The organism is Saccharopolyspora sp. NPDC045839 (genome assembly GCF_056431645.1).
In genome coordinates this window covers 33,388-57,416 of record NZ_JBWKKH010000021.1, presented here as the reverse complement: position 1 = coordinate 57,416, position 24,029 = coordinate 33,388, and the positions used below count along the sequence as shown (strand labels likewise).

The following is a 24,029-nucleotide window of genomic DNA, read 5'->3' as shown; positions in this document are numbered from 1 at the left end:
CGGTTCGAAAACGCGCCCTGTCCCGCACCGCAGACCACTTCGGGGCGACTCACCTGCCGACGCCGCACCCTGATGCGCGCCGTCGCCACGCGCCTCGAAGCTCACCACGGTCGAAGGCGTCGGCCACACCCTGCCCTGATTCTACTGGTCCCCCGTGACAGAAGTAGGGCAAGGACACCCCTGACTTCCTCACAGAGCGGAGAACTCGAATCAATCCACCATCCGAGAGCCGCGGGCGACCGCCGGGGGATCTCTGCCGCGATCGGCCGGTCGCCCGCGCGTCCGGAGTACGGCGCGCACCGCGAGGCTACTAGCCGTAGGTGTCCCGCGGGCCCCGTCCGGGAACGTGCCGGGGGCCGTGTCGCCAGCTGGGGGCGGCCGGGCCCTGCACCTTGATCCGGCGCACCACGTCGCGGCCGACGCCGTCGCTGATCCGCTTCAGGATCTGGCGCTGGAGCAGGCGCAGCTGGGTGGCCCACGCGGTGGACTGGGCCTGGACGGTGAGCTCGCCGTCCTTCAGCGCCACCGGCTTGGTGTGCTCGGCGACGTCGCCGCCGACCAGGACGGCCCACTTGGCGAAGACCTGGCCGCCGGAGAGCTGCTCGGTCCAGCCGCGCTCGCTGGCGATCCGCGCGGCCAGCCGCCCCAGCGGCTGCGGGTCGCGGTCGTCCGGGCGAGGCCCCGACCAGCCACGACGGCGGCGCGTCCGGACGCCACCACCCTTCTTCTTGGCGTCGCGGCGGCGGGCGGCGGACTGCTCGCGGGCGGCCTGCAGGGCGGCCCGGGCGAGGTCCGGCCCGGACAGCGCCGCGCCATCGGACCCGACCGGGACCTGTGCTGACGCCGCCGAGTTATCCACACCATCCACAGAGTTATCCCCAGATGTGGGCAAATCGGCGTCCTTTCCCACCTCTTCGATCACTCTGGGTGTACTTGACGACCGCGAATGGTTACTAGACACGTCGCACCTCGCCTTCGCGGACGTCGAATCGGGCGCCGGCGAGCTCCGGCGGCACGTCCTCCGCCACCGCCGCGGTCACCAGCACCTGCTCGGCGCCGGCGACCAGGTCGGCCAGCCGGGCCCGGCGGCGGCGGTCGAGCTCGGCGAAGACGTCGTCCAGGATCAACACCGGCTCCGCGCCATCTTCGGTGAGCAGGTGGTAGGAAGCCAGCCGCAACGCCAGTACGAAGGACCAAGATTCTCCGTGGCTGGCGTATCCCTTCGCGGGCAGGTCGCCGAGCAGCAGTTCCAGGTCGTCGCGGTGCGGCCCGACCAACGACACGCCGCGCTCGATCTCCTGCGGCCGGACCCGCTCCAGCTCGGTGAGCAGGGCCGATTCCAGCTCTGCCGGGTCGGCGGCCTTGCCCAGCGGCACCCCGCAACCGGCGGGAAGCGACTCGCCGAGGCTGCTGCGATAGCGGACGTCGGCCACCCGGCCGGACGGCAAGGTGGCCTCGTCGGTGGCCGCGACGTTGGCATATGCGCTGGTCACGTGCGGTGCGATGGCCGCGACCAGGTCGAGCCGGCCGGCCAGCAGCTCGGCGCCGCAGCGGGCCAGGTGGCCGTCCCAGACCTCCAGCGTCCGCACGTCCGCCGAACCGCCGCCCCGCCGCGCCGCGCCCGCGGACTTCAGCAGGGCGCTGCGCTGCTTGAGCACCCGGTCGTAGTCGGCGCGAACGCCCGCGTACCGGGGCGACCGCGAGACCAGCAGGTCGTCCATGAACCGGCGGCGCTCGCCCGGATCGCCGCGGACGATCGAGAGGTCCTCCGGCGCGAACAGCACGGTGCGCAGGATGCCCAGCACGTCGCGCGGCTTCGCGACGGCGCCGCGGTTGATCCGCGCGCGGTTGGCCTTGCCCGGCGTGATCTCCAGCTCGACCAGCAGCTCACGCCCGCTGTTGACCACGGCGGCCCGCACCACCGCGCGCGCCGTGCCGTCGCGGACCAGCGGCGCATCGGTGGCGACGCGGTGCGAGCCGAGGGTCGCGACGTACGCGATCGCCTCGACCAGGTTCGTCTTGCCCTGTCCGTTGGACCCGACCAGCACGGTGATGCCCGGCTCCAGGGCCAGGTCGGCGTGCGGCCAGGACCGGAAGTCGGTCACTTGCAGATGACGGACGTACACGACGATCCAACTTAGAGGTCGGCCCGCGCCGACCTGAGCCCTGCTGCCCCGGTCGGCCGGTGAGGTGGAGCGAACGGCCTGTTCGCCACGTTCTACGAAGTCAACGGTCCGTTCACATCAAGCCGGCAGGTGGTCCGGCGCGGGCGAACGGAACGTTCGCACCGGAATAACGGCGCCGAGCGGCCGTCGACCTGCACCTGGCGATTTGTCGACAAGGCGATCTGGCGATGTGTGCCCTTCGCGGGCCGGGGTGATTTGTCGACAAATCGACCCGGCCCGCGAAGGTCGCGATCAGTCCTCGGTCTTCTGCACGGCGTGGCCGCCGAACTGGTTGCGCAGCGCCGCGACCGCCTTCATCGCCGGCGAGTCCTCCTGCCGCGAGGCGAACCGCGCGAACAGCGAGGCGGTGATCACCGGGGTGGGCACGGCGTTGTTGATCGACTCCTCGACCGTCCACCGGCCCTCGCCGGAGTCGCTGACGTAGCCGCGCAGCTCGGCCAGCTCCGGGTCCTCTTCCAGCGCGCGGACCAGCAGGTCCAGCAGCCAGGAGCGGACCACGGTGCCGCGGCTCCACGCCTTGATCGTCTCCGGCACGTTGGTGACCACGCCCGACGCGGACAGCAGCTCGAAGCCCTCGGCGTAGGCCTGCATCAGGCCGTACTCGATGCCGTTGTGCACCATCTTCGCGTAGTGCCCGGCACCCACCGGGCCGGCGTGCGCGAAGCCCTCTTCGCGCGGCCCCTCCGGGCGCAGCGCGTCGAAGATCGGCATGGCTCGCTCCACGTCCTCGGCGTCGCCACCGGCCATCAGGCCGTAGCCGTTCTTGGCGCCCCACACCCCGCCGGAAACCCCGACGTCGAGGTACTTGATGCCGTGCTCGGCGAGCAGCGCCGCGTTGGCCTGGTCGTCGGTGAACTTCGAGTTGCCGCCCTCGATCACCAGGTCACCGGCGGACAGCAGCCCGGCCAGCTCCTCGACCGTCTGACGGGTCGGGTCACCGTGCGGCACCATGATCCAGACGATCCGCGGGCCGGCCAGCTTCTGCACCAGCTCCGAGATCGACGCGACATCGCTGACGTCCGGGTTGCGGTCGTAACCGACGACGTCGTGACCGGCGGCGCGCAGCCGCTCACGCATGTTGAAACCCATTCGGCCGAGACCGACAAGTCCGAGTTGCACCGGATCTCCCTCTGCGAGCTGTGTATCGACTGGTTGGTCGGCGCGGATGGCCGGCCGCGGGGTGAGGACCTTCACCAGCTGAATCGATCCGACCGGAGCCTAGCCATCGACGGCCGCGGCTCCGGCCGGGCAGTGCGCCGGATGTGACCCAGATCAGCCCGGGAGGCGGACCGGCATCAGGAGGTAGAGGTAGCCCTCCGCCACTTCGCCATCCTCGCCGAGCGGCTTGACCAGCGCGGGGCGGTTGGCGGTGGTGAACTGCAGCTGGGCGCGCTCGGTCTTCATCGCGCCCAGGCCGTCGAGCAGGTAGGCCGGGTTGAACGCGATGGTCAGCGGCTCACCGGAGAGCTCGATCGCGAGCTCTTCCTCGGCGCTGCCCTCGTCGTCGCCGCCGGCGGTCAGCCGCAGCAGCCGGTCGGAGAACTCCAGGCGCACCTGGGTGCCGCGCTCGGCGACCAGCGACACGCGCTTGATCGCCTCGACCAGCGGGGCGACGTCGATGTTGGCGGTCACCGCGCTCTCGGCGGGCAGCAGCTGGCGGTACTTCGGGAACTCGGCGTCGAGCAGCCGGGTGGTGTTGCGGCGCGCGGTCCCGGACAGCCCGAGCAGGCCGTCGCCGGAAGCCAGCGAGATCTCCACCTTGCTGCCGCCGGCGCCCAGCGTCTTCGCGGAGTCGGCGAGCGTCTTGGCCGGGACGAGCACCGCGGTGTCGTCCATCGAGGTGCCCGGCTCCCAGGTGATCTCGCGCATCGCCAAGCGGAACCGGTCGGTGGCGACCATGGTCAGCTTGTCGTTGTTGATCTCCATCCGGATGCCGGTGAGCATCGGCAGCGTGTCGTCCTTGCCGGCGGCCACCGCGACCTGGCCGACGGCCTCGCTGAACAGATCGCCCGGGACCGAACCGGCGTGCTCGGGCATCGCGGGCAGTTCCGGGTAGTCCTCGACCGGCATGGTCGGCAGGCTGAACCGGGAGCTGCCGCAGGTGATGGTGACGCGGGAGCCGTCGACGGTGAGCTCCACCGGACGGGCCGGGAGCGCCTTGGTGATGTCGGCCAGCAGCCGCCCGGAAACGAGGGTGCGCCCGTTGTTGTCGATCGCGGCGTCGATGGTGACCTGGGCCGAGACCTCGTAGTCGAACCCGGAGATGGTCAGCGCCTCTCCGGAACTCGCGTCGAGCAGCACCCCGCCCAGCACCGGAACCGGTGGCCGTGACGGCAGGCTGCGCGCGACCCAGGCGACGGCGTCGGCGAGACCGTCACGTTCCACGCGGATCTTCATGGGTGTCCTTTCGGTTCCAGCCGTGGCTCGGCTGCCGAGAACTGTGTGTGTCGAGCTGGAGCGAAGCAGCTCATCGGGTCGTTGTGCCTCGTGTCCCCGCAATGAGGGCGAAGCGATCCCCCACGAGCGCCGTGCACGCGAAGTTCGGCCCGAGCTCGACCCGGAGTTCACGCCGGCGGCCTCCGCGGGAGTTCCACCGTAGAGCGTGCGACGCGATCTCCGCATCCGGGTCCGAGCAGTTCGTCAGGCCGTCCTGGCGGTCCGGGCCGAGTTGTCCACTTATCCACCGAGCCTTCTTCTCTTTTTCTTTTTTCTTCAAAGAGAAGAAATGAGAGCAGTAGTAGTAAGGGCTGTGAGTTGTGGGGACAAGTGGCGTTTGGGCTGGTGGGGTGGCGTGGTCGGGTGTGGATGAGCACGGGATGTAACCGGGGACTACGGCAACCGGGTGGTGGACAACTTCTGCCCCACCTCGATCAGTCCACAACCATCCCCAGTTGTCCACAGTTCCATCCACAGTTGTCGACCCAGTTGTACCCATCCCCTGCGGGTTTTGGGCCCCTCCACCGATCGGGCTGTGGGCAAAGCTGTGAGAGCGTTGTGGTCAACCCGGCTCCGCTCTGTGGGCAGACCGCTTCAACTTGTGCACAGCTTGTGGATGGATTGGGGAAAACTCCAGGTCAGGCCTGGGGATGGAAAATCTGTGGACAGCCAGCGCTTCGGTGGACTTTTTTGCCGAAGGGGTGAGGCGAAGACCACCCCGGTCCCCAGAAAAGTTCGGCGCGCCAACCTCTTCCGCAACTCCGGAGCGCGCTTGATCGACCTCGGAACGTGGTGATTTGCTGTCCCGGCGCGGCCGGCGACGGCTCGATGCGCGTGCTTCGCGGCCTCCGGGGCCCGGCGCGGAGCCCGAAGTTTTCTGTCAGAGCGGTCTGATCCGGGCCGGGCGGCCCAACAGAAACATCTCGCCGCGCCCGGCGGGTCCCGGAAGTACCCCCGAGTCCTGAAGCGGCCCGAGGGGCGCCCCGTCATCCGCGCCCGGACGCCGCCCCGCTGCGGGCGCGGCGGCGACTCGCCGGACCGACGCCCTACGGCGCTCGACCGGAGAGCTTTCTGTTGACGGGGGCGGCTCGCGGCAGGGTGGGGCGGCAGAAAGATTCGCCGCGCGAGCCGAAGGGAATCACACCAGGAGCCCCGAGATAGCCCGCCAGCGGCCATCTGAGCGGGCCGACCTCTCTGACCTGGGCAAAAGCCGATACGTCAAGCCGAGGTGGCCCGTTGCCTCTTTTCCGCAAGCGCAACCGCCGCCACGAAGCTCAACTCGACACGAACCTGAGCTGCCGCAAGCGGCGAAGCCGCTTGGCCCACCCTCGCAACTCGCACCGCCGCGGGTTCACGGTGCCCACCCCTGTCGGGGTTCTCCCAGCGAGGACAGCCCCGACGCCGCGTATTGGTCATACGTGAGTCGGGGATCCCGGAGTCGAGAAGGCTTCTGTAACTCCCGCAGGGGGGCCGCTACCCGCACCGCCACGCAAAACGAGCCTGGAACTACGAAAATCAGCGGGACTGCTGCTTGATGCGGGCGGTGAGCTCCTGGACGTGCTCGTACACGCGGCGCCGCTCCGCCATCTCCTTGCGGATCTTCTTGTCCGCGTACATCACCGTGGTGTGGTCGCGGCCGCCGAAGTACTGGCCGATCTTCGGCAGCGACGAGTCGGTCAGCTCCCGGCACAGGTACATCGCGATCTGCCTGGCCTGCGCCAGCGCCTTGGTCTTGCCCGGGCCGCACAGGTCGTCGATGGTCACGCTGAAGTAGTCCGCGGTCACGGCCATGATCGTCGGCGCGGTGATCTCCGGGGTCTGCGAGTCCGGGATCAGGTCGCGCAGCACGATTTCGGCCAGCTGCAGGTCGACCGGCTGCCGGTTCAGCGACGCGAACGCCGTGACCCGGATCAGCGCGCCCTCCAGCTCGCGGATGTTGCGCTCGATCCGGGACGCGATGAACTCCAGCACGTCGGCCGGCGCGTTCATCCGGTCCTGGGCGGCCTTCTTGCGCAGGATCGCGATCCGCGTCTCCAGCTCGGGCGGCTGGATGTCGGTGATCAGGCCCCACTCGAACCGGGTGCGCAGGCGGTCCTCCAGGGTCCGCAGCCCCTTCGGCGGCCGGTCCGAGGACACCACGATCTGCTTGTTCGAGTTGTGCAGGGTGTTGAAGGTGTGGAAGAACTCCTCCTGGGTGCCTTCCTTGCCCTCCAGGAACTGGATGTCGTCCACCAGCAGCACGTCGACGTCGCGGTACCGGCGCTGGAACGCCACCTGCCGGTCGTCGCGCAGCGAGTTGATGAAGTCGTTGGTGAATTCCTCGGTGGACACGTAGCGGACGCGCATCCCGGGGAACAGCCGCTGGGTGTAGTGCCCGACCGCGTGCAGCAGGTGCGTCTTGCCGAGCCCGGACTCGCCCCAGATGAACAGCGGGTTGTACGCGCGGGCCGGCGCTTCCGCCGCGGCGACGGCGGCGGCGTGCGCGAACCGGTTCGAGGAACCGATGACGAACGTGTCGAAGGTGTACTTCGCGTTCAGCCTGGTCTGCGAGGTCGGCGGCGCGTGCTTCGGCGCGGTGAACGGCTGGCCCTGCGGCGGCTCGCCCCGGCCGAAGGTCGGCCAGATCTCGTTGCCGTTCTCCTCGGCTTCCGGCTCGGGCGCGCTCTCCGGCTCGGCATCCGCCTCGTCGGCCTCCAGCGGCTGCGGGACGTCGCCGCCCGGCCACTTGAACTCGGCGGTCGGGAAGTCGATCTCGGGTTTCGGGTCCGGCGCGGCGTGCCGCCCTTCGACGACGGGCGGGATCGAGCCGGTGTGCGCGGTGTGGCCGAACGTGTCGGTGCCCCGGCCGAAGCCCGTCGCGGGGACGTAGCCGGGCGTGGGCTGATCGGCGCCGGGCGGGGTGGCGCGGCCGGACCAGGAGTCGGCCGGCGCGGGCGCCGCGACCGGGCGGGTGGGCGCGGGAACCGCGGTGTCCACCTTCACCGCGAGCGACACGGCGCGGCCGAGGCGGCGCGACAGCGCGTCGGTGATCGGATCGCGCAGCGCGCGCTCGATGGCTTCCTTGGCGAAATCACTGGGCGCGGCGAGCAGCGCGGTTCCGTCCAGCAGGCCGATCGGCCGGGTCACTCGCATCCAGGCGCGCTGCTGTGGTGAGAGGGTGCCGGAGGACAGCTCCTGCACCACCTCTTCCCAAACTCGACCGAGATCGGATTGGTGGTCGGACACCGCCTTGCTCCCCTCCCCTCGCTCGCGCAGCCCCCGGTGCGGTCCCGGGGCCTGGCTCCCACGATGCTCGGGCGCGTTCGGTGTCACGGGACGGTGGGGCCAGACTCCTGTGGACACCTGTTCGAGCAGGTGTCCACAGAGTTGTCCACAACTTGTGTATGAAGGTACGGCAGGCCGGTCCGGTGATCCCCCCTGGGGCCGTCGTACCGCTGCGATCCAGGTCAGGGCATCCCCGTCGAGTCCGGTGCTCCCACCCACCGGTCCGCGAATCGCAGGGGGGCACGCTAACAAGGTCACGCCACGCTTACAAGCGAGTCCCGGAGATGCCAGGAAGATCGCGATGTGGCAGCCTGTGGACCGTCGGCGCGCGGGCTGTCGCTTCCACATGACGACCCCGGTTAAGCGCCCCTCGTCGCCAGTGCGTACCCTCGTACAGTCCCCCGCTTCCTGAGCGGGCATGTCGCTGCGCCGAGATTCCGGCGCCGTGCACCGCTCGGTGTTGCCGATCGCCGCACGTCCGGCGACTGCGGCTCGCGAGGCAGGGACACCTTGACCGAACCGTGGTTCACCGTGGCCATCGGTGCCTGTAGTAACCGGGAGATCCGACCGTGAGCAAGGGCAAGCGCACTTTCCAGCCGAACAACCGCCGCCGTGCCAGGAAGCACGGGTTCCGGCTGCGCATGCGCACTCGGGCCGGCCGGGCCATCGTGGCCTCGCGCCGTCGCCGGGGTCGCGCGCAGCTGACTGCCTGATCGCGTCCGGCCGTGCTTCCCGCGGCAGCCCGGCTGACCAAGAACCAGGAGTTCCGCCTGGTGGTCCGTCGTGGTCGTCGGGCCGGTCGGTCCCGCTTGGTGGTCCACGTGCTGCGCGCGGACCAGACACGGGACCTCGGCCCGCATCGCACCGGCGAGGCCTTACCGGAAGCCGAGGCGAATACGGCACCCACCCGGAAATCGGATATCACGACCCGGGTGGGTTTTGTCGTGAGCAAGGCCGTGGGTACGGCGGTGATCCGCCATCGGGTCACCCGCCGCCTCCGGCACCTGATGCGCGACCTCGTGCCCGCGTTGCCCGCTGGCACACTGGTGGTGGTCCGCGCCCTGCCACCGGCAGCAGGTGCGTCCAGCCGTGAACTCGGTGCGGACCTCGACGCGGCGCTGCGCAAGCTCCGCGTCATCGCCCCCGATGTTCCGGCGACGGGTTCCAGGTGATGGCTCCGGACGAGCAGCAGAACGACAGGCTCCGCGCCCCCGCTCGGCGCCCGAGCCCGCTCGCCTGGGTGCTGCTCGGTCCGGTGCACGTCTACCGCAAGGTGATCTCGCCTCTTCTGCCGCCTTCGTGCCGGTTCTACCCGAGCTGCAGCACCTATGCGGTCGAGGCGCTCACCGTGCACGGCCTGTTCCGCGGCGGCTGGTTGACGTTGCGCAGATTGCTGCGCTGCGGCCCCTGGCACCCTGGAGGCCTGGACCCGGTCCCACCGCCCCGTGAGCGGTCCGCGGCGGGTGGCCGCGTACCCGAGAAACCTGCCGAGGAGTAGCCCGCGTGCTGGACTTCATCTACTACCCGGTGTCGGCCATCCTGTGGTTCTGGCACAAGGTGTTCGGCTTCGTGCTGGATCCGGCCAGCGGCTACGCCTGGGCACTGGCGGTCATCTTCCTGGTCTTCACGCTGCGCGCGCTGCTGTTCAAGCCGTTCGTGCACCAGGTGCGGTCGATGAAGAAGATGCAGGAGTTCGCGCCGCAGATCCGCGAGCTGCAGGCCAAGCACGGCGATGACCGGCAGAAGCTGGCCGCCGAGATGCAGAAGCTGCAGGCCGAGCAGGGCTTCAACCCGCTCAGCGGCTGCCTGCCGATCCTGGTCCAGGTCCCGGTGTTCATCGGGCTCTTCCAGGTGCTCAACGGGTTCAAGCCGGGCGCGCCCTCGAACTACATCTTCAACGCCGACGAGGTCGCCTCGTTCGTGGCGGCCGACCTGTTCGGCGCCAAGCTGTCGAACACCATCAGCCAGGCCCCTGAGGTGCTCGCGACGTTCGGCACGGACCGCTGGGACATGATGCTGGTCGGCGTGCCGCTGATGATCGCCGCCGCGATCGCCACGCACTTCACCGCGCGCCACTCGGTGCAGCGGCAGACCGCGGACGCCGCGGCGAACCCGCAGACGGCGATCATGAACCGGATGACGTTGTGGATCTTCCCGATGTTCGCGATCATCGGTGGTCCGTTCCTGCCCCTGGCCATTCTGATCTACTGGCTGGCCAACAACTTCTGGACGCTGGGTCAGCAGCGGGTGGTGTACAGCCGGATCGACCGCGAGGAGGCTGCGCTGGCCGGCGCGCCCGCGGTCGTCGAATCCACCGCGGTGGAGACCGACACCACGCGCAGCGCGGACCCGGTGGCCAAGGACGAACCCGGTGAGATCCCCGGGGTGATCGAAGACCGCTCTCGCGACGCGGACAAGCCGGGCGAGTCCCGCTGAATTCGTCGCGAACCCTGGAGAGGAGACACCCAGTGTCCGAAACCGTGCAGGAGTCGAGCCCGTCCGCGGCCGAGCCCCAGAACGAGGAGACCGCCGAGAAGTCCGAGGTGTCGAACACCGAGGCGCTCCTGGTGCAGGAGGGCGACATCGCGGGTGACTACCTCGAGCGGCTGCTCGACCTGCTGGACTACGACGGGGACATCGACCTCGACGTGGAGGCCGGCCGTGCGGTGGTGAGCATCGACGGCGGCGAAGACCTGGAGAAGCTGGTCGGCAGCCGCGGTCAGGTGCTGGAGTCGCTGCAGGAGCTGACTCGGCTCGCGGTGCAGCAGGAGACCGGCGTCCGCAGCCGGCTGATGCTGGACGTCGCCGGCTGGCGGGCGGGCCGTCGGCAGGAGCTGACGGAGCTCGGGCGGTCGACCGCCGAGGGCGTGCTGGAGAGCGGCAAGGAGGCGCGACTGCGCCCGATGACCCCGTTCGAGCGGAAGATCATCCACGACGCGGTCGCGGCCGTCGACGGTGTCCACAGCGAGAGCGAAGGCGAAGAGCCCAACCGCAAGGTCGTCGTCTTCAAGAGCTGACCTCTACCCCACCGGTGCCCCCGCGGTCTTCGGACCGACGGGGGCACTGTCGTTCTCAGGCCGGTTCCACGTGAAACACGGCCGCGATCGCAGGGCACGCAGACGCAGGGTCTTGGCTTTTTCTTTGAAGCGGCGCAGCCGCTTAGCTCACCCTCGCAACTCGCGCCGTTAAGCAGGAAGAGTCAAGTATCAATCGAGGTTTCACGTGAAACGTGGGTTGGTGCTTGGCTGCGGAGCGCAATCCGGCAGGCTTAGGTCAGACACCTGGTTCCACGTGAAACATCGGGGTGAATGCTTTGACCGAAGGTGTGTCGGCGGCGGCGCAGGTCGTGTTCGGTGAGCGAGTGGCGTTGGCCGAACGGTTCTACGACCTGCTCCAGGAGCACGGGATTCGCCGCGGATTGATCGGTCCGCGCGAGTTGGACCGGCTCTGGGAAAGACATTTGTTGAACTCTGCGGTGATTGCGGAGTTGCTGCCACCGAATAGCCGGGTGTTGGACGTAGGCTCTGGGGCGGGGCTGCCGGGCATCCCGTTGGCGATCGCCCGCCCGGATCTCAGCCTGACCCTGTTGGAGCCGATGGCTCGACGGGTGACGTGGTTGCAGGAAGTCATCACCGAGTTGGAGCTCACCGTCGAGGTGGTGCGCGGACGTGCCGAGGAGGGCCCGGTGCGCGAACGGCTGGCCGATCAGGACGCCGTGACCGCGCGCGCCGTGGCACCGATGGAACGGCTCGCGAAGTGGTGCGTCCCGCTGCTGCGGACAGGCGGCCGGCTGCTCGCCATGAAGGGCGAGAGCGCGGCGGAGGAACTCGAACGGGACGCCGCGGCGATCGCCGCGGTCGGCGGCGGCCCCGGCGAGGTGGTTTCATGCGGCGTCGGCGTACTCGAAGTGCCGACGACCGTCGTCGTGGTGGAGCGGGTCTCGGCGGCCCGAAATGCGTCCGGTCGGCGTCGTGACGGTGCACGTCGAACGAGAAAGGATCGTGGACGGTGAATCCGGAGTCAAACGGATCGGGTCGTGTTTCACGTGAAACGAAGGGGCGTGCAATGGGCGGGCTGCGGTTTCCCTCCGGGCCGGGTAGCGACCCGTCGATGAGCAGCTTCGGCAGGGACGACATCGGCTGGACTCCGATCATGGAGGAAGCCCAGCGGGCGACCCGGGTGCTGCACCCGGAGACCCTGGAACTCCCCCGCCCCAGCCGCCGGCGGATCATCACCGTGGCGAACCAGAAGGGCGGCGTCGGCAAGACGACGAGCACGGTGAACCTCGCCGCCGGGCTCGCGCTGCACGGGCTCAAGGTGTTGGTCATCGACCTCGACCCGCAGGGCAACGCGAGCACCGCGCTCGGCGTCGAGCACCGCTCCGGCGTGCCGTCGGTGTACGAGGTGCTGCTCGGCGAAATCAACATCGCCGACGCGGCGGCGCAGAGCACCCAGTCGAAGAACCTGTGGTGCGTGCCGGCGACGATCGACCTGGCAGGCTCGGAGATCGAGCTCGTCACCATGGTGGCGCGCGAGGGCCGGCTGAAGGAGGCGCTGAACTCCGAGGCGGTGGAGCAGCTCGCGCCCGACTACGTCTTCATCGACTGCCCGCCGTCGCTGGGCCTGCTCACGGTTAACGCGATGGTCGCCGCGCACGAGGTGCTGATCCCGATCCAGTGCGAGTACTACGCGCTGGAGGGCCTGGGACAGCTGCTCCGCAACATCGAGCTGGTACAAGCGCACCTGAACCCCTCGCTCTGGGTGTCGACGATCCTGCTGACCATGTACGACGGGCGCACCAAGCTGGCGGATCAGGTGACCGCCGAGGTGCGCGGGCACTTCGGCGACCTGGCGTTGCGGACGGTCATCCCGCGCAGCGTGAAGATCTCCGAGGCGCCCGGCTTCGGCCAGACGGTGCTGACGTACGACCCGGGCTCACGCGGGTCGATGAGCTACCTGGACGCCGCTCGGGAGATCGCCGAGCGGGGGGCCGAGAGGAAGACAGCATGACCGAGCGTCGAGGTGGTCTCGGCCGCGGCATCGCCGCGCTTATCCCCAGCGGCCCCCCGGCGGGTGCTCCCCCAGCGGGCGCTGACGGAGCCACGCTGCGCAGCCCGGTGCTCCGCGGCGCGCCGAGCGCCGAGTCGGTGGAGGAGCCGGTTTCACGTGAAACCGGCGGCACCGTGGCCGGCGCGGTCTACCGCGAGATCGCCATCTCCTCGATCACGCCGAACCCCAAGCAGCCGCGCCAGGTCTTCGACGAGGAGGCGCTCCAGGAGCTGCAGCACTCCATCCGCGAGTTCGGCCTGATGCAGCCCATCGTGGTCCGCGAGCTCGAGACCGATCAGTTCGAGCTGATCATGGGTGAGCGCCGGTGGCGCGCCTCGCAGCTCGCCGGGCTGGAGTTCATCCCGGCCATCGTCCGCAAGACGCAGGACGACGAGCTGCTCCGGGACGCACTGCTGGAGAACATCCACCGGGTTCAGCTCAACCCGCTCGAAGAGGCGTCGGCCTACCAGCAGCTGCTGGAGGAGTTCGGCGTGACGCATGACGAGCTGGCCGACCGGATCGGCCGCAGCCGCCCGGTCATCTCCAACACCATCCGCCTGCTGCGGCTGCCGATGGCGGTGCAGCGCCGGGTGGCGGCCGGGGTCCTCTCGGCCGGGCACGCCCGCGCTCTGCTCAGCCTGGAGGACGCCGGAGCGCAGGAGGACCTCGCGAAGCGGATCGTCGCGGAGGGCATGTCGGTCCGCGCGACGGAGGAAGCGGTGACGCTCCAGAAGTCGGCGGCGCCCGCGAAGGAGAAGCCGGCGGCGAAGAAGCCGATCCAGGCCCCCGGCTTCGAGCGGCTGGCCGATCGGCTGTCGAACCACTTCGACACGAGGGTCAAGGTGGAGCGCGGCAAGCGGAAGGGACGGATCGTCGTCGAGTTCGGGTCGGTGGACGATCTTGAACGGGTCGCAGAGTTGATCTTGGGTGAACAGGCCCGTGGAATCGACGATCAATGACACCGGGGTCTTTTGTCACGGTGACGATGACTTTGAGTGATTGAAAATCACGATTGGTGGTCAAAACAAGAGGGCCGGTCTCCGATGAGACCGGCCCTCTTGTTTCACGTGAAACGGCGGATCACTGCGATCGTGCGATCGCCCGCTCGACGAGAGTCGCGAAGACCTCCCCCAGTGACCGGCCGGCGGCCTCGACCGCCATCGGCAGCAGGGAGGTCTCGGTCAGTCCGGGCGACACGTTGACTTCGAGGAAGTGCGGCGTCCCGTTGCGGTCGATGATCGCGTCGGTCCGGGAGACGTCGCGGAGGCCGAGCAGCCGGTGCGCGGCGATCGCCAACTCGCCCGCGGCGGCGGCGGTCTCCGGCGAGACCTCGGCGGGTGCGCGGTAGCTCGTGAGCCCGGCGGTGTATCGAGCGGTGTAGTCGTACACCCCGTCCGCCGGTTCGATCTGCACCGCGGGCAGCGCCTCCGGGCCGTCCGGCCCGTCGATGACGGTGATCGCCACCTCGGTGCCCTCCACGAACTGCTCGACGAGCACCGCGTCCCCGTAGGACAGCGCGCCCACCATCGCCGACGGGAGCTCCGCGGCGTCGCGCACCACGTGCGCGCCCAGCGCCGACCCGCCCTGGTCCGGCTTGAGCATCAACGGCAGCCCGAGCTTCGCCACCAGCGCGTCCAGCACCGCCTGCGCACCGAGCTCGCGGAAGGTGGCGTGCGGCAGCGCGACCCAGTCCGGGGTGGCCAGCCCGGCGCGCGCCAGCTCGGCCTTGGCGGTGGGCTTGTCCCACGCCCTGCGGCACGCGTGCGGGCCGGTGCCGACGTACGGGACGCCGATCATGTCCAGCACGGCCTGAACCGCACCGTTCTCCCCCTCCCCGCCGTGGAGGGCGACCACGACCGCATCGGGGCGCTCCTGCTCGATGCGGGACAGCAGCCGGGCGTCCGCATCCCACTCCGCGACGGTCACGCCGACCGAGCGCAGCGCGGCGGACAATCGACGCCCGGAGCGCAACGACACCTCGCGCTCGTGCGACAGCCCTCCGGCGAGCACGGCAACCCAGCGATCAGACACTCAGCACACCCCTGGAAAGTAGTAGTCCACTGTGCTCAGGAAGACTCCTGGTGCACAGTGGACTGTTTGGATTTCGGGCCAGGATTCGGCGAAAACTTTACGCCGTGTCGGGCGACGGAGCCTGGGGGCCTTGGACGCTGCGCTGGGGCACCGTGCCGAAGGTTCGCACCAGTTCCATCTCCTCGGTCAGCGTGTTCGCCAGTCGCCGCACGCCCTCGCGGATCCGCTCCGGCGTCGGATAGCAGAACGACAGCCGCATCTGCCGGCTGCCGAACCCGTCGTGGTAGAAGCCGGTGCCCGACACGTACGCGACGCGCTGGGTCACCGCGCGGGGCAGCATCGCCTTGGTGTCCACGCCTTCCGGCACGGTCAGCCAGACGAAGAAGCCGCCGTCCGGGCGCGTCCACGTGCAGCCCGGGGGCATGTACTGCTCCAGCGCGCTGAGCATCGCGTCGCGGCGCTCGCGGTACTGCTCCTGGAAGATCTTGATCTGCCCCTGCCAGTCGTGCGTGGTCAGGTAGCGGGACACGATCATCTGGTTCAGCGTGGGCGGGCACAGCGTGGCCGACTCCGCGGTCAGCACCAGCTTCTCCCGGATCGCGTGCGGCGCCAGCACCCAGCCGACCCGCAGGCCCGAGGCGAAGGTCTTGGAGAACGAACCGAGGTACACGACGTTGTCCGCGTCCATGCTGCGCAGCGCAGGGAGCGCCTGGCCGTCGAAGCCGAGCAGGCCGTACGGGTTGTCCTCCACCACCAGGATGCCGTGCTGGGCGCAGATCTCCAGGATCTCGGCGCGCCGCGGCAGGGCCAGCGTGATGCCGCCCGGGTTGTGGAAGTTCGGGATCGTGTAGAGGAACTTGATCCGCTTGCCCTGGGCGTTCACGTTGGCGATGGCCTGGCGCAGCGCGTCGGGCTGCAGGCCGTCGTCGTCCATCGCGACGTGCACGACCTCGGCCTGGTAGGCGGCGAACGAGCCGAGCGCGCCGACGTAGGACGGGCCCTCGGCGAGGATGACGTCGCCCGGGTCGCAGAAGATCCGGGTGACCATGTCCAGGGCCATCTGGGAGCCCGCGGTGACCATCACGTCGTCCGGGTGGGCGGAGATCCCCTCCAACGCCATGACGTCGCAGATCTGCTCTCGCAGCTCCGGAACGCCGTGCGCGGAGCCGTACTGCAGCGCCACCTGGCCGTCGACGGAGATCAACCGGGCGACCTCGGCGGCCAGCGAGTCCAGCGGCAGCGCGGCGAGGTTCGGCATGCCGCCGGCCAGGGATACCACCTCGGGGCGGCTGGCGACGGCGAAGAGAGCTCGGATCTCGGAGGCGGTCATCCCAGCGGTCCGCTCGGCGTAGTGCGCCCGGTACGCGTCCAGGTTGCGTGCGGGCTTCTCGGGCGAGCTGGGCTGTTCCGGCTTGGCCGGCTGGCTTCCGTGATCCGACATATCGCGCTCCGGTTTCGGTTGTGCGCTCCGGTCATCCCATGGGGACGATCGGGCGATTCTATAGGTCCTATCGCCACAACCCCCTCGACATGTAACCAGCACCTCCTGCGAAAGTTCTGGGGTCGTTTTCTTCGCGGTGCAAGTAGCGGAACCTCAGACGCCGCCTGGACTGCGGGATCCCCGACTTACGCATGACCAGCCCAGAAGGGCGGGCACAGCCTGAGAACCTGCGGCGGTGCACGTTGCGTGCGTGGGCTAAGCGGCTGCGCCGCTTGCGACGGCTCTGCGGCGGTACGCGTTGAGCGTCGCGGCGGCGGTTGTTCACATTGCTGGCGGTTGGGTTGATGGTGGCGCCGATGGTCGTGCCGGTTCTCGCCACCAAACCGACCGGGCGGTAACCCATCTCACCCCATCGAGTCGCTGACGGTGAGCGCTGGCGCTTCCGGTCGCGGCGTGCGGCGGCTTATCCTGGCGACATTCCCGCCGGATGTGCGCGGGTTCGTGCGGGTTTCCAGGAGGTCAGGTGTCGCGACGCGTCGTCGGCGTCACGCTGGACAACCTCGACAGCCTGCCCCAGCGGTGTCGCCGATGCGTTTTCTGGGAGTTGGCGCCGCACGTCCGGGAGCAGGCCGAGGAGTTCGGCGAGACCGAACTGGAGAAGGAAGCTTGGGTCTCCAGCGTGCTGCTGGAGTGGGGTTCCTGCGGCCGCATCATCTACGTGGACGGGCTGCCGGCGGGCTACGCCATGTACGCCCCGCCCGCGGCCGTGCCGCGGGCCGGAGCCTTCCCCACCGCCCCGGTGAGCGCCGATGCCGTGCTGCTCACGGCGCTGCGCGTGCAGCCCGAGTACGAGCACGGCGGGCTGGGGCGCGTACTGGTGCAGAACGTGGCGAAAGACCTGACCCGGCGCGGCGTGAAGGCCGTGGAGGCGTTCGGCGACCTGACGGGCTCGGTCTCGGGCTGCGTGATCCCGGCCGGATTCCTGCAGCAGGTGGGTTTCAAGACGGTCCGCCAGCACCCCAAGTGGCCGCGGATGCGGCTGGAACTGCGCACCGCGATCTCCTGGAAGGAAGACGTGGAAGCGGCGCTGGAGCGGCTGCTGAGCTCGGTGACGATCAAAACGGCGGAACCGATGGTCGGCGGAGCCTGACCCGCCCCCAAGACCACCCACGGCCCAGGTGCCCCGGCACCCGGAGTGGCCAAACCGCCAAACCGCCAAGTCTCCAAGTCGCCAAGTCGACAAATCCCCACCGGAACTTCCGCATCGCAGAACCCGGGTTTCGTTCGCCGCAATTTCAATGGAAATCGGACCTTCGATTTCCATTGAAATTGCGGTCGACCGGGGAGACCAGGAGTGGTCAGGCGCCTTCGGCGCGGGCGAGCTCGTGGCGCAGCAGGTCGTCGAAGGTGAAGGTGCCCGTGGGCTGGTCGTCCTTGCCCAGCAGGTACAGCCGCTTCACCGCGACCAGCAGGCCCTCCGCCACGACGTCCCGGAACGCCGGGTCCAGTAGCCGGCTGCGGTCCCGGGCGTTGGTCAGGTACCCGATCTCCATCCGCACCGCGGGCATCCGGGTCAGCCGCAGCACGTCCCAGGTCTTCGGGTGCGTGTGGCAGTCCCGCAGCCCCGTTCGGGCGACGATCTCGCGCTGCAGGAAGCCCGCCAGGGCCTCGCCCACGGTGGACGTGGTGCCGTTGCCGGTGCCGAAGTGGAAGCTGGCAACGCCCTCCGCCAGCGGCGAGCGGTTGGCGTCGATGTGCAGCGACAGGAACATGTCGGCGCCGGCCTCGTTGGCGAAGCCGGCCCGGTCGGCGTCCGGCGGGCTCGCGTTGGGGCCGCGGGTGATCAGCGCTTCCATCCCGGTGGCGACCATCCGGCCTTCCAGCCGGCGGGCCAGGTCCCAGGTCAGGTCGGCCTCGTGCACGTTGCCCAGGCAGACGCCGCGGTCCGCGCCGCCGTGCCCTGGATCGATCACGATGCGCTTGCCGCGCAGCCGCGGTCCAGCGCGCCGGACCTTCTCCTGCTCCCGCAGGAACACCGGTCGCCCGCCGCGGACCTTCGGCGCGAGCTGCTTGAGCGCCCGCAGCGTGCCCGGCCCGCAGATGCCGTCCGGGTTCAGCCCGTAGTCCCGCTGGAAGCTGCGCAGCGCCTGCTCGGTCTCCCGGCCGAAGATGCCGTCCGGGCGGCCCGCGTCGAAGCCGAGCTCCAGCAGCCGCTCCTGCAGCGCGAAGACGTCGTCGCCGCTGATCGGCTTGGACACCAGGTAGGCCAGCGAGCGGTCGCCGAGCCGCCAGCGCGCGTCCGTCAGCGCCCGGTACGTCGCCGAGCCGACGACGCCGTCGGTGATCAACCCGCGTTGTTGCTGGAAGACCCGGACCGCTTGTTCCACCGCTTCGTCGTAGATCACCGGTCCCGTCCGACCGTTGGACGGAAGTAGACCCAACGCCGCAAGAGTGTTCTTGATCTCGGCAACGGCCGGACCGACGTCACCGCGGTGGAGCAGCTGCATGCACTCCTCGCTCGATTCAGGCGCCGGTTCTGGCACCGACGCGAAGGATGGCCGGGGATACCCGGGGTCCTGTTCTGCGTGCCGGGTCCGGAAGGCGGACCCGTCGGGTCATTGTGCCTTGTGTACCGGGACCCGGCGCTGCGGCCCACGGCCACCGGGGCGGACGTGCGACAACGGTCCGTGGGTGGGTGATCTCGTTGAGTGCGCGAAAACACGATCCCGCCGTCACTGTCCTATCGGAGAGACGGCGGGACCGCGTTATTCGGTTGCCTCAGATGGAGTCCGATTTCACAGGTAGTCGGACAGGTCGGACTCGAGCGCGGCCTTCGGCTTGGCGCCGACGATCTGCTTGACCGGCTGGCCCTTGTCGAACAGCAGCAGGGTCGGGATCGACATCACCTGGTAGTCGCGCTGCAGGCTGGGGTTGGCGTCGATGTCCAGCTTGGCGACGACGATCTTGTCCTTGTGCTCACCGGCGATCTGCTCGAGCACCGGGGCGACCATCTTGCACGGGCCGCACCAGGTGGCCCAGAAGTCGACCAGGACCGGCTTGTCGCTTTCCAGGACCTTTTCCTTGAACGTGCTCTCGTCGACGACCACCGTGTTGGTGTCGGCCATGTTCCTTCTCCCTATCGGATTGGTGCTGCCTGGAGTCAGTTCGCCGAGGGCCCGTAGCCGCCACCGACGAGCTCGGCGGCCATCTCGGCCTCCGGCACGTCGTGCTCGGCGAGCCAGCGCTCGGCGTCCATGGCCGCGGAGCAGCCGGAACCCGCGGCGGTGATCGCCTGCCGGTAGGTGTGGTCCACCAGGTCGCCCGCGGCGAACACGCCGGGGAGGCCGGTGTGCGTGGTGGGCTGCTGGACCTGCACGTAGCCCTCGTCGTCCACGCTGACCTGGTCGCGCACCAGCTCGCTGCGCGGGTCGTGGCCGATGGCGACGAACATGCCGCTCACGTCCAGCTCGGAGGTCTCGCCGGTGACCGTGTCGCGCAGCTTGAGGCCGCTGACGGTGGTGTCGCCGACGACCTCGGTGACCGCCTTGTTGGTCAGCCACTTGATCTTCTCGTTGGCCCGGGCCCGCTCCAGCATGATCTTGGAGGCGCGGAACTCCTCGCGGCGGTGGATGATCGTCACCGACCGCGCGAAGCGGGTCAGGAAGGTGGCCTCCTCCATCGCCGAGTCACCGCCGCCGATGACGGCGATGTCCTGGTCGCGGAAGAAGAACCCGTCGCAGGTGGCGCAGGCGGAGACGCCGCGGCCGAGCAGCCGCTCCTCGCCGGGCACGCCGAGGTAGCGGGCGGCCGCGCCCATCGCCAGGATGACGGCCTTAGCGCGGTACTCCACTCCGTTAACGAAAACGGACTTCACCCCAGCGTTCCCGTCTCCGGGCGACAGGTCGAGGCGTTCGACGTCCTCGGCCCGCAGCTCGGCGCCGAAGCGCTCGGCCTGGGACCGCATCTCCTGCATCAGGTCGGGGCCCATGATCCCTTCCCGGAAGCCCGGGAAGTTCTCGACCTCGGTGGTGGTCATCAACGCGCCACCGAACTGGGTGCCCTCGAAGACGAGTGGTTCGAGTTCCGCCCGTGCGGCGTACACCGCAGCGGTGTACCCGGCAGGGCCAGAGCCCACGATGATCACGTTGCGGACGTCGTCAGTCACCGCGCCCCTTCCGTCGTAGCGTCTCCGCCGCGCTCGGCGCGCGACCGTATCCGGCTCAACGCGATCCTATTCGGGTCTGTTCCCGATCACGGAGAGGCGGTGCGGCAGGGCACAGCGAAGCCGGCTCCCGTCCCATGGACCGGGAGCCGGCGCGGCTGCGTTCCGGCGGCTCAGCCGCCGAAGGTGGAGTCCGAGATCTTGGCCGGGTTGCCCGGGCCGCAGTCGGGTCCGACCGCTAAGAGGCGGAACTTGCCGAGGCCGCCCCCGGGCAGGATCAGCAGCTGGGCCGGGTTCCCGTTGAGCGTGATCTCCCGCGCCCCGAGCGGCTTGCCGCCCGTGACGCCGTTGGCCTGCAGGCAGCCGATGAGCCGCTGCGGATCGGCCAGCGCGCTGCTGTACTGCTCCGAGTTCATGATCTCGCCGAACTGCTCGCCGTTCAGCGTGACCTGATCACCCTGCAGCGCCAGCGGCGCGGGCCTGCCGGTCGTCGCACCGGGCTGCGCCTGGTCGCTGTCGGAGCTCGTGCTGTTCGGCAGGACCGAGAACACCACCGCGGCGGCCGCCGCGGCCACGCCGACCAGTCCGGCGCCCAGCGTGAACTTCCGCCGGCGGCGCTGCTTGGCCGCCGCGAAGTCGATCACCTGGCCGCCCTCCTCGGCGGCTGGTGCGGGCTGCGGGGCAGCGGGCTCGGCAGGCGCCGCGGCACCGCTCTGCTCCTGGGCCCAGGCCCGGACCTCGTCCTCCAGCGCGGCGTCGATGCGTGCCGCGACGTCGTCCGGAATCGTCAGTGGCGGCAGTGCCGCCAGATCGGAACTGGTGGCGTCCAACGCCGCCAGGATCTCCCGTGCCTCCGGGTCATCCTGGACCTGGACGCGCAGTTGATCGGCGGTCTGCTGGTCCAGCACCCCGGCGTGCAGATCGGCCAGCAGGTCCAGGGACCACGGTGGTCCCTGCGGCGCCCCCGTGCGCCGTTGTTCACCACTCATCGTCCCTCCCGTCGACGGATGGCCATCGCGTCATCTGGGACGTTCGCATCTGCACTTGGGTTCCGCAGGTGCCCCAGAAGTTTGGCGAGTTTGGCCCGACCACGTGCGCACCGGCTCTTGACGGTGCCCTCCGCAACGCCCAACATCACCGCGGTCTCCGCCACGGAGTATCCCTCCACGTCCACCAGGACGATCGCTGAGCGTTGATCTTCGGGGAGTTCGGCGAGCGCCTCCTGGACGGCCATCCTGGTGTCCTGTTCGGCGATCGCGTCGCGCGGCACCGCCGGTTCGGTGGGGCCGGTTTCCGGAAGGGGGACGGTGGGGCGAGCCTGGCGGCGGCGGATCCGGTCGAGGCAGGCGTTCACCACGATCCGGTGCAGCCAGGTGGTCACCTGGGATTCGGCGCGGAACGATGACGCGTTGCGGAAGGCCGAGATCATCGCGTCCTGAAGCGCATCCGCGGCGTCTTCGTGATCGCGCATGGTCCGCAGCGCAACCGCCCACAGCCGATCCCGATGTCGGCGGAAGAGCTCGGAGAACGCATGTGGATCTCCGTTGGTATGCGCCGCTATGAGTTCGGCGTCCGAGCTGACGGGGACAGACACGGAACAGAACTTTACTGTTCGTGTGAACCGGCACACTCGCCCCACTGACGAGTGACGCATCTCCCGTGCTCAGACGTCGTTGCCCCGCGGGTTCGGCCCGGGCTCTTGCAGACGCCGTTCAAGGCTGCACGCGGCGAACTCGGCAGCTCGGACTGCTTCGTCCCCGCACAGCCGTCGTGCGGGGACGAAGCGCGTTCAGCCTGCGGTGCCGTTGACCGTGATCTCGTTGATCTGGGCCGCGTATCCGCCGTCCTTGGAGATCAGCTGTTTGATCACGACCAGGATCTGCTGCACCGGAGCGCTCGCGTTCAGCTTGATCGTGGTGTCGCCGTTGCCCAGCGTCGCCGATCCCAGCAGCGTGCCGCCGTCCGCGCTCGGCGTCCCCGTGACCGTCCGGACTTCGACGACGGTGCCGGCGCTCGCCGAGTTGATCAGGATCTCCTGCGGCACCGCGGCGTGGTCGAAGGTCAGCACGGCACCCGTCCCAGGGCTGATCCCGCCTGGGCCGAGCTGCTGGTTGTAGCGGGAGGTTCCCCAATCGGTGGCCGGGTTGCCGTCGATGATGTTGTGGAGCCTGCCCGGGTTGTCCGGCGAACCGTTGCCGCTGAACTGCGTCGCGTTGTTGACCGGGATCTTGATCAGATTCGCCGGCGGCTGGGGTGGCGGTTGCTGGCCGCCGGGGTGGTTGCCGGATTCGCCGATGATCTGGCCCGTGCCGCGGTTGGCGTCGTTCTCGGTGAACATGCCGATCAGGGACGCCGCGATCCAGCCGACCACCAGCAGCGTGGCCACCGCGAGGACGCCGACGCTGATCATCAGCTTCTTGCGCTTCACCTGGTCGGGCTTGGGGTCCTCGCGCCGCCAGACCTCGTTGCTCTCGGTGGACTGCCCGCTCTGCCCCACCGCGCTGGTGGTTTCGAAGGTCGCGTGCTGCTCCAGCACGCGGAGCACGGCGGCACCGGTGCGGACGCCGCCGGTGGTGCCCGTGGAGTCGGGGTTGCCCAGCGCGCGCACCGCGACCGTGGACAGCTCCAGCGGCACGGTCGGGCGCAGCGTGCGCGGCGCGACCAGGTTGCCGTCGGGGCCGGTCGGGGCGGCGGGCAGGCCCTCGGGCGCGGGGCCGAGCGCCCAGCGACCGGTGAGCAGCAGGTACAGCGCGGAGCCGAGGCCGCGCACGTCGTCGCTGGAGGTGGCCTGCGCCATCGGGCCGGGGAAGGCCATCCGGATCTCGCCGTCCGGCGTGACCCGGATCCGCTGCGGATGGTCGGCGCCCAGCACCAGCCCGGCGTGGTGCGCCGCCTCGACCGCGGCGGCCAGCGGCTGCAGCAGGCGGGCCGCGGTGCCCGGCGGCAGCGGGCCCTCGGCGACCAGGTCGAGCAGGTCGGTGCCGTGGGTCCACTCGGCGATCACGATGCCGAGCACGCCGGTCGGATCGCTGGAGGACTGCGTGACGACGTCGAGCACCCGCGCGACGCCGATGTGGTTGAAGGTGCTGGCGTGCATCGCGCGTTCCAGGGTCCGGCGCGCGTTCGACGCCGCCTCGGCGTCCGAGCGGTCGCCGACCAGGACCGTGAGCGCGACGTCCCGTCCGAGCACACCGTCCTTGGCCCGCCACAGCTGCACGTTGCAGCGATCGTCGACGCCGACCTGGGAAAGGAGCCGATACCGGCCATGATCCAGTACGCGGCCAGGGGTCAGCGCCTGCTCGGTCGAACCCTCGTCGCCGGACTCGTCGCGTTCCGCCGCGATCTGCTCGGTGGGTTTGCTGGTCACCTTCCCTCTCCCGCTCCTCCCGGTCCGCAAGGGGTTGCGTGCCACCCCTATTCCCCACGGAAGGAGACTTCGCCAACGAGGGTACGTGACGCG

The 24,029-nt window shown here is 69.6% G+C and carries 22 protein-coding genes; 9 read left to right on the top strand and 13 right to left on the bottom strand.

The window, feature by feature from the left end; genetic code table 11:
* Positions 1-310 precede the first annotated feature (310 nt).
* The 5 genes from AC07EQ_RS26445 to dnaA form a co-directional block, all read right to left on the bottom strand.
* Positions 311-859, bottom strand: coding sequence for a DciA family protein (locus tag AC07EQ_RS26445; protein WP_478390650.1), 549 nt, complete (start codon positions 857-859; stop codon positions 311-313).
* A gap of 94 nt (positions 860-953) precedes the next feature.
* Positions 954-2,126, bottom strand: coding sequence for a DNA replication/repair protein RecF (gene recF, locus AC07EQ_RS26440; protein ID WP_478390569.1), 1,173 nt, complete (start codon positions 2,124-2,126; stop codon positions 954-956).
* A gap of 291 nt (positions 2,127-2,417) precedes the next feature.
* Positions 2,418-3,305: a phosphogluconate dehydrogenase (NAD(+)-dependent, decarboxylating) gene (gnd, locus tag AC07EQ_RS26435; RefSeq protein WP_478390568.1), complete on the bottom strand. Its 888-nt coding sequence runs from the start codon at positions 3,303-3,305 to the stop codon at positions 2,418-2,420.
* A 153-nt stretch (positions 3,306-3,458) separates the two neighbouring features.
* A complete protein-coding gene (gene dnaN, locus AC07EQ_RS26430; protein ID WP_478390567.1) occupies positions 3,459-4,583 on the bottom strand; it encodes a DNA polymerase III subunit beta in 1,125 nt (374 codons plus the stop codon).
* A gap of 1,554 nt (positions 4,584-6,137) precedes the next feature.
* Positions 6,138-7,847: a chromosomal replication initiator protein DnaA gene (gene dnaA, locus AC07EQ_RS26425; protein ID WP_478390566.1), complete on the bottom strand. Its 1,710-nt coding sequence runs from the start codon at positions 7,845-7,847 to the stop codon at positions 6,138-6,140.
* Between the two features lie 608 nt (positions 7,848-8,455).
* Here dnaA and rpmH point away from each other — a divergent pair.
* The 8 genes from rpmH to AC07EQ_RS26385 all read left to right on the top strand — a co-directional run bounded on the left by rpmH (position 8,456) and on the right by AC07EQ_RS26385 (position 13,894).
* Positions 8,456-8,599, top strand: coding sequence for a 50S ribosomal protein L34 (gene rpmH, locus AC07EQ_RS26420; RefSeq protein WP_083822226.1), 144 nt, complete (start codon positions 8,456-8,458; stop codon positions 8,597-8,599).
* A 12-nt stretch (positions 8,600-8,611) separates the two neighbouring features.
* Positions 8,612-9,058: a ribonuclease P protein component gene (gene rnpA, locus AC07EQ_RS26415; RefSeq protein WP_478390565.1), complete on the top strand. Its 447-nt coding sequence runs from the start codon at positions 8,612-8,614 to the stop codon at positions 9,056-9,058.
* Positions 9,058-9,384 carry a membrane protein insertion efficiency factor YidD gene (gene yidD / locus AC07EQ_RS26410; RefSeq protein WP_358382845.1) on the top strand — a complete coding sequence of 109 codons (327 nt, stop codon included), beginning with the start codon at positions 9,058-9,060 and terminating at the stop codon, positions 9,382-9,384. The genes rnpA and yidD overlap by 1 nt, the downstream gene beginning before the upstream one ends.
* Before the next feature lie 5 nt (positions 9,385-9,389).
* Entirely contained in the window at positions 9,390-10,322 is a 933-nt protein-coding gene (gene yidC / locus AC07EQ_RS26405) for a membrane protein insertase YidC (RefSeq protein WP_478390564.1), read from the top strand.
* 32 nt (positions 10,323-10,354) lie between these two features.
* Positions 10,355-10,903, top strand: a complete 549-nt coding sequence (locus tag AC07EQ_RS26400; protein WP_132479437.1) for a Jag family protein — start codon at positions 10,355-10,357, stop codon at positions 10,901-10,903.
* A 281-nt stretch (positions 10,904-11,184) separates the two neighbouring features.
* On the top strand, positions 11,185-11,898 hold the full coding sequence (gene rsmG / locus AC07EQ_RS26395) for a 16S rRNA (guanine(527)-N(7))-methyltransferase RsmG (protein WP_478390649.1): 714 nt from the start codon (positions 11,185-11,187) through the stop codon (positions 11,896-11,898).
* 98 nt (positions 11,899-11,996) lie between these two features.
* Positions 11,997-12,896, top strand: coding sequence for a ParA family protein (locus tag AC07EQ_RS26390; RefSeq protein WP_478390563.1), 900 nt, complete (start codon positions 11,997-11,999; stop codon positions 12,894-12,896).
* Complete coding sequence (locus AC07EQ_RS26385; RefSeq protein ID WP_478390562.1) at positions 12,893-13,894, top strand: ParB/RepB/Spo0J family partition protein; 1,002 nt, start codon at positions 12,893-12,895, stop codon at positions 13,892-13,894. The genes AC07EQ_RS26390 and AC07EQ_RS26385 overlap by 4 nt, the downstream gene beginning before the upstream one ends.
* A gap of 121 nt (positions 13,895-14,015) precedes the next feature.
* Here AC07EQ_RS26385 and AC07EQ_RS26380 read toward each other — a convergent pair whose 3' ends face one another.
* Positions 14,016-14,966 (bottom strand): D-alanine--D-alanine ligase family protein, encoded by a 951-nt coding sequence (locus AC07EQ_RS26380; RefSeq protein ID WP_478390561.1) that lies wholly within the window; start codon positions 14,964-14,966, stop codon positions 14,016-14,018.
* A 97-nt stretch (positions 14,967-15,063) separates the two neighbouring features.
* Positions 15,064-16,407, bottom strand: a complete 1,344-nt coding sequence (locus AC07EQ_RS26375; protein WP_478390560.1) for an aminotransferase-like domain-containing protein — start codon at positions 16,405-16,407, stop codon at positions 15,064-15,066.
* Between the two features lie 523 nt (positions 16,408-16,930).
* Here AC07EQ_RS26375 and AC07EQ_RS26370 point away from each other — a divergent pair.
* Positions 16,931-17,557, top strand: coding sequence for a GNAT family N-acetyltransferase (locus AC07EQ_RS26370; protein ID WP_478390559.1), 627 nt, complete (start codon positions 16,931-16,933; stop codon positions 17,555-17,557).
* 208 nt (positions 17,558-17,765) lie between these two features.
* On the opposite strand, the gene AC07EQ_RS26365 is transcribed toward AC07EQ_RS26370, so the two are convergent.
* The 6 genes from AC07EQ_RS26365 to AC07EQ_RS26340 form a co-directional block, all read right to left on the bottom strand.
* Positions 17,766-18,914, bottom strand: coding sequence for an N-acetylmuramoyl-L-alanine amidase (locus AC07EQ_RS26365; RefSeq protein ID WP_478390558.1), 1,149 nt, complete (start codon positions 18,912-18,914; stop codon positions 17,766-17,768).
* A gap of 288 nt (positions 18,915-19,202) precedes the next feature.
* On the bottom strand, positions 19,203-19,532 hold the full coding sequence (gene trxA / locus AC07EQ_RS26360; RefSeq protein ID WP_132479453.1) for a thioredoxin: 330 nt from the start codon (positions 19,530-19,532) through the stop codon (positions 19,203-19,205).
* A 35-nt stretch (positions 19,533-19,567) separates the two neighbouring features.
* Positions 19,568-20,572, bottom strand: coding sequence for a thioredoxin-disulfide reductase (gene trxB / locus AC07EQ_RS26355; RefSeq protein WP_478390557.1), 1,005 nt, complete (start codon positions 20,570-20,572; stop codon positions 19,568-19,570).
* A 170-nt stretch (positions 20,573-20,742) separates the two neighbouring features.
* The gene (locus AC07EQ_RS26350; protein ID WP_478390556.1) at positions 20,743-21,558 is read right to left on the bottom strand and encodes an anti-sigma factor; all 816 of its coding nucleotides are present in this window, start codon (positions 21,556-21,558) and stop codon (positions 20,743-20,745) included.
* Complete coding sequence (gene sigM / locus AC07EQ_RS26345) at positions 21,555-22,163, bottom strand: RNA polymerase sigma factor SigM (protein WP_093260861.1); 609 nt, start codon at positions 22,161-22,163, stop codon at positions 21,555-21,557. The genes AC07EQ_RS26350 and sigM overlap by 4 nt, the downstream gene beginning before the upstream one ends.
* 195 nt (positions 22,164-22,358) lie before the next feature.
* Complete coding sequence (locus tag AC07EQ_RS26340; RefSeq protein WP_478390555.1) at positions 22,359-23,936, bottom strand: protein kinase family protein; 1,578 nt, start codon at positions 23,934-23,936, stop codon at positions 22,359-22,361.
* Positions 23,937-24,029: the final 93 nt, after the last annotated feature.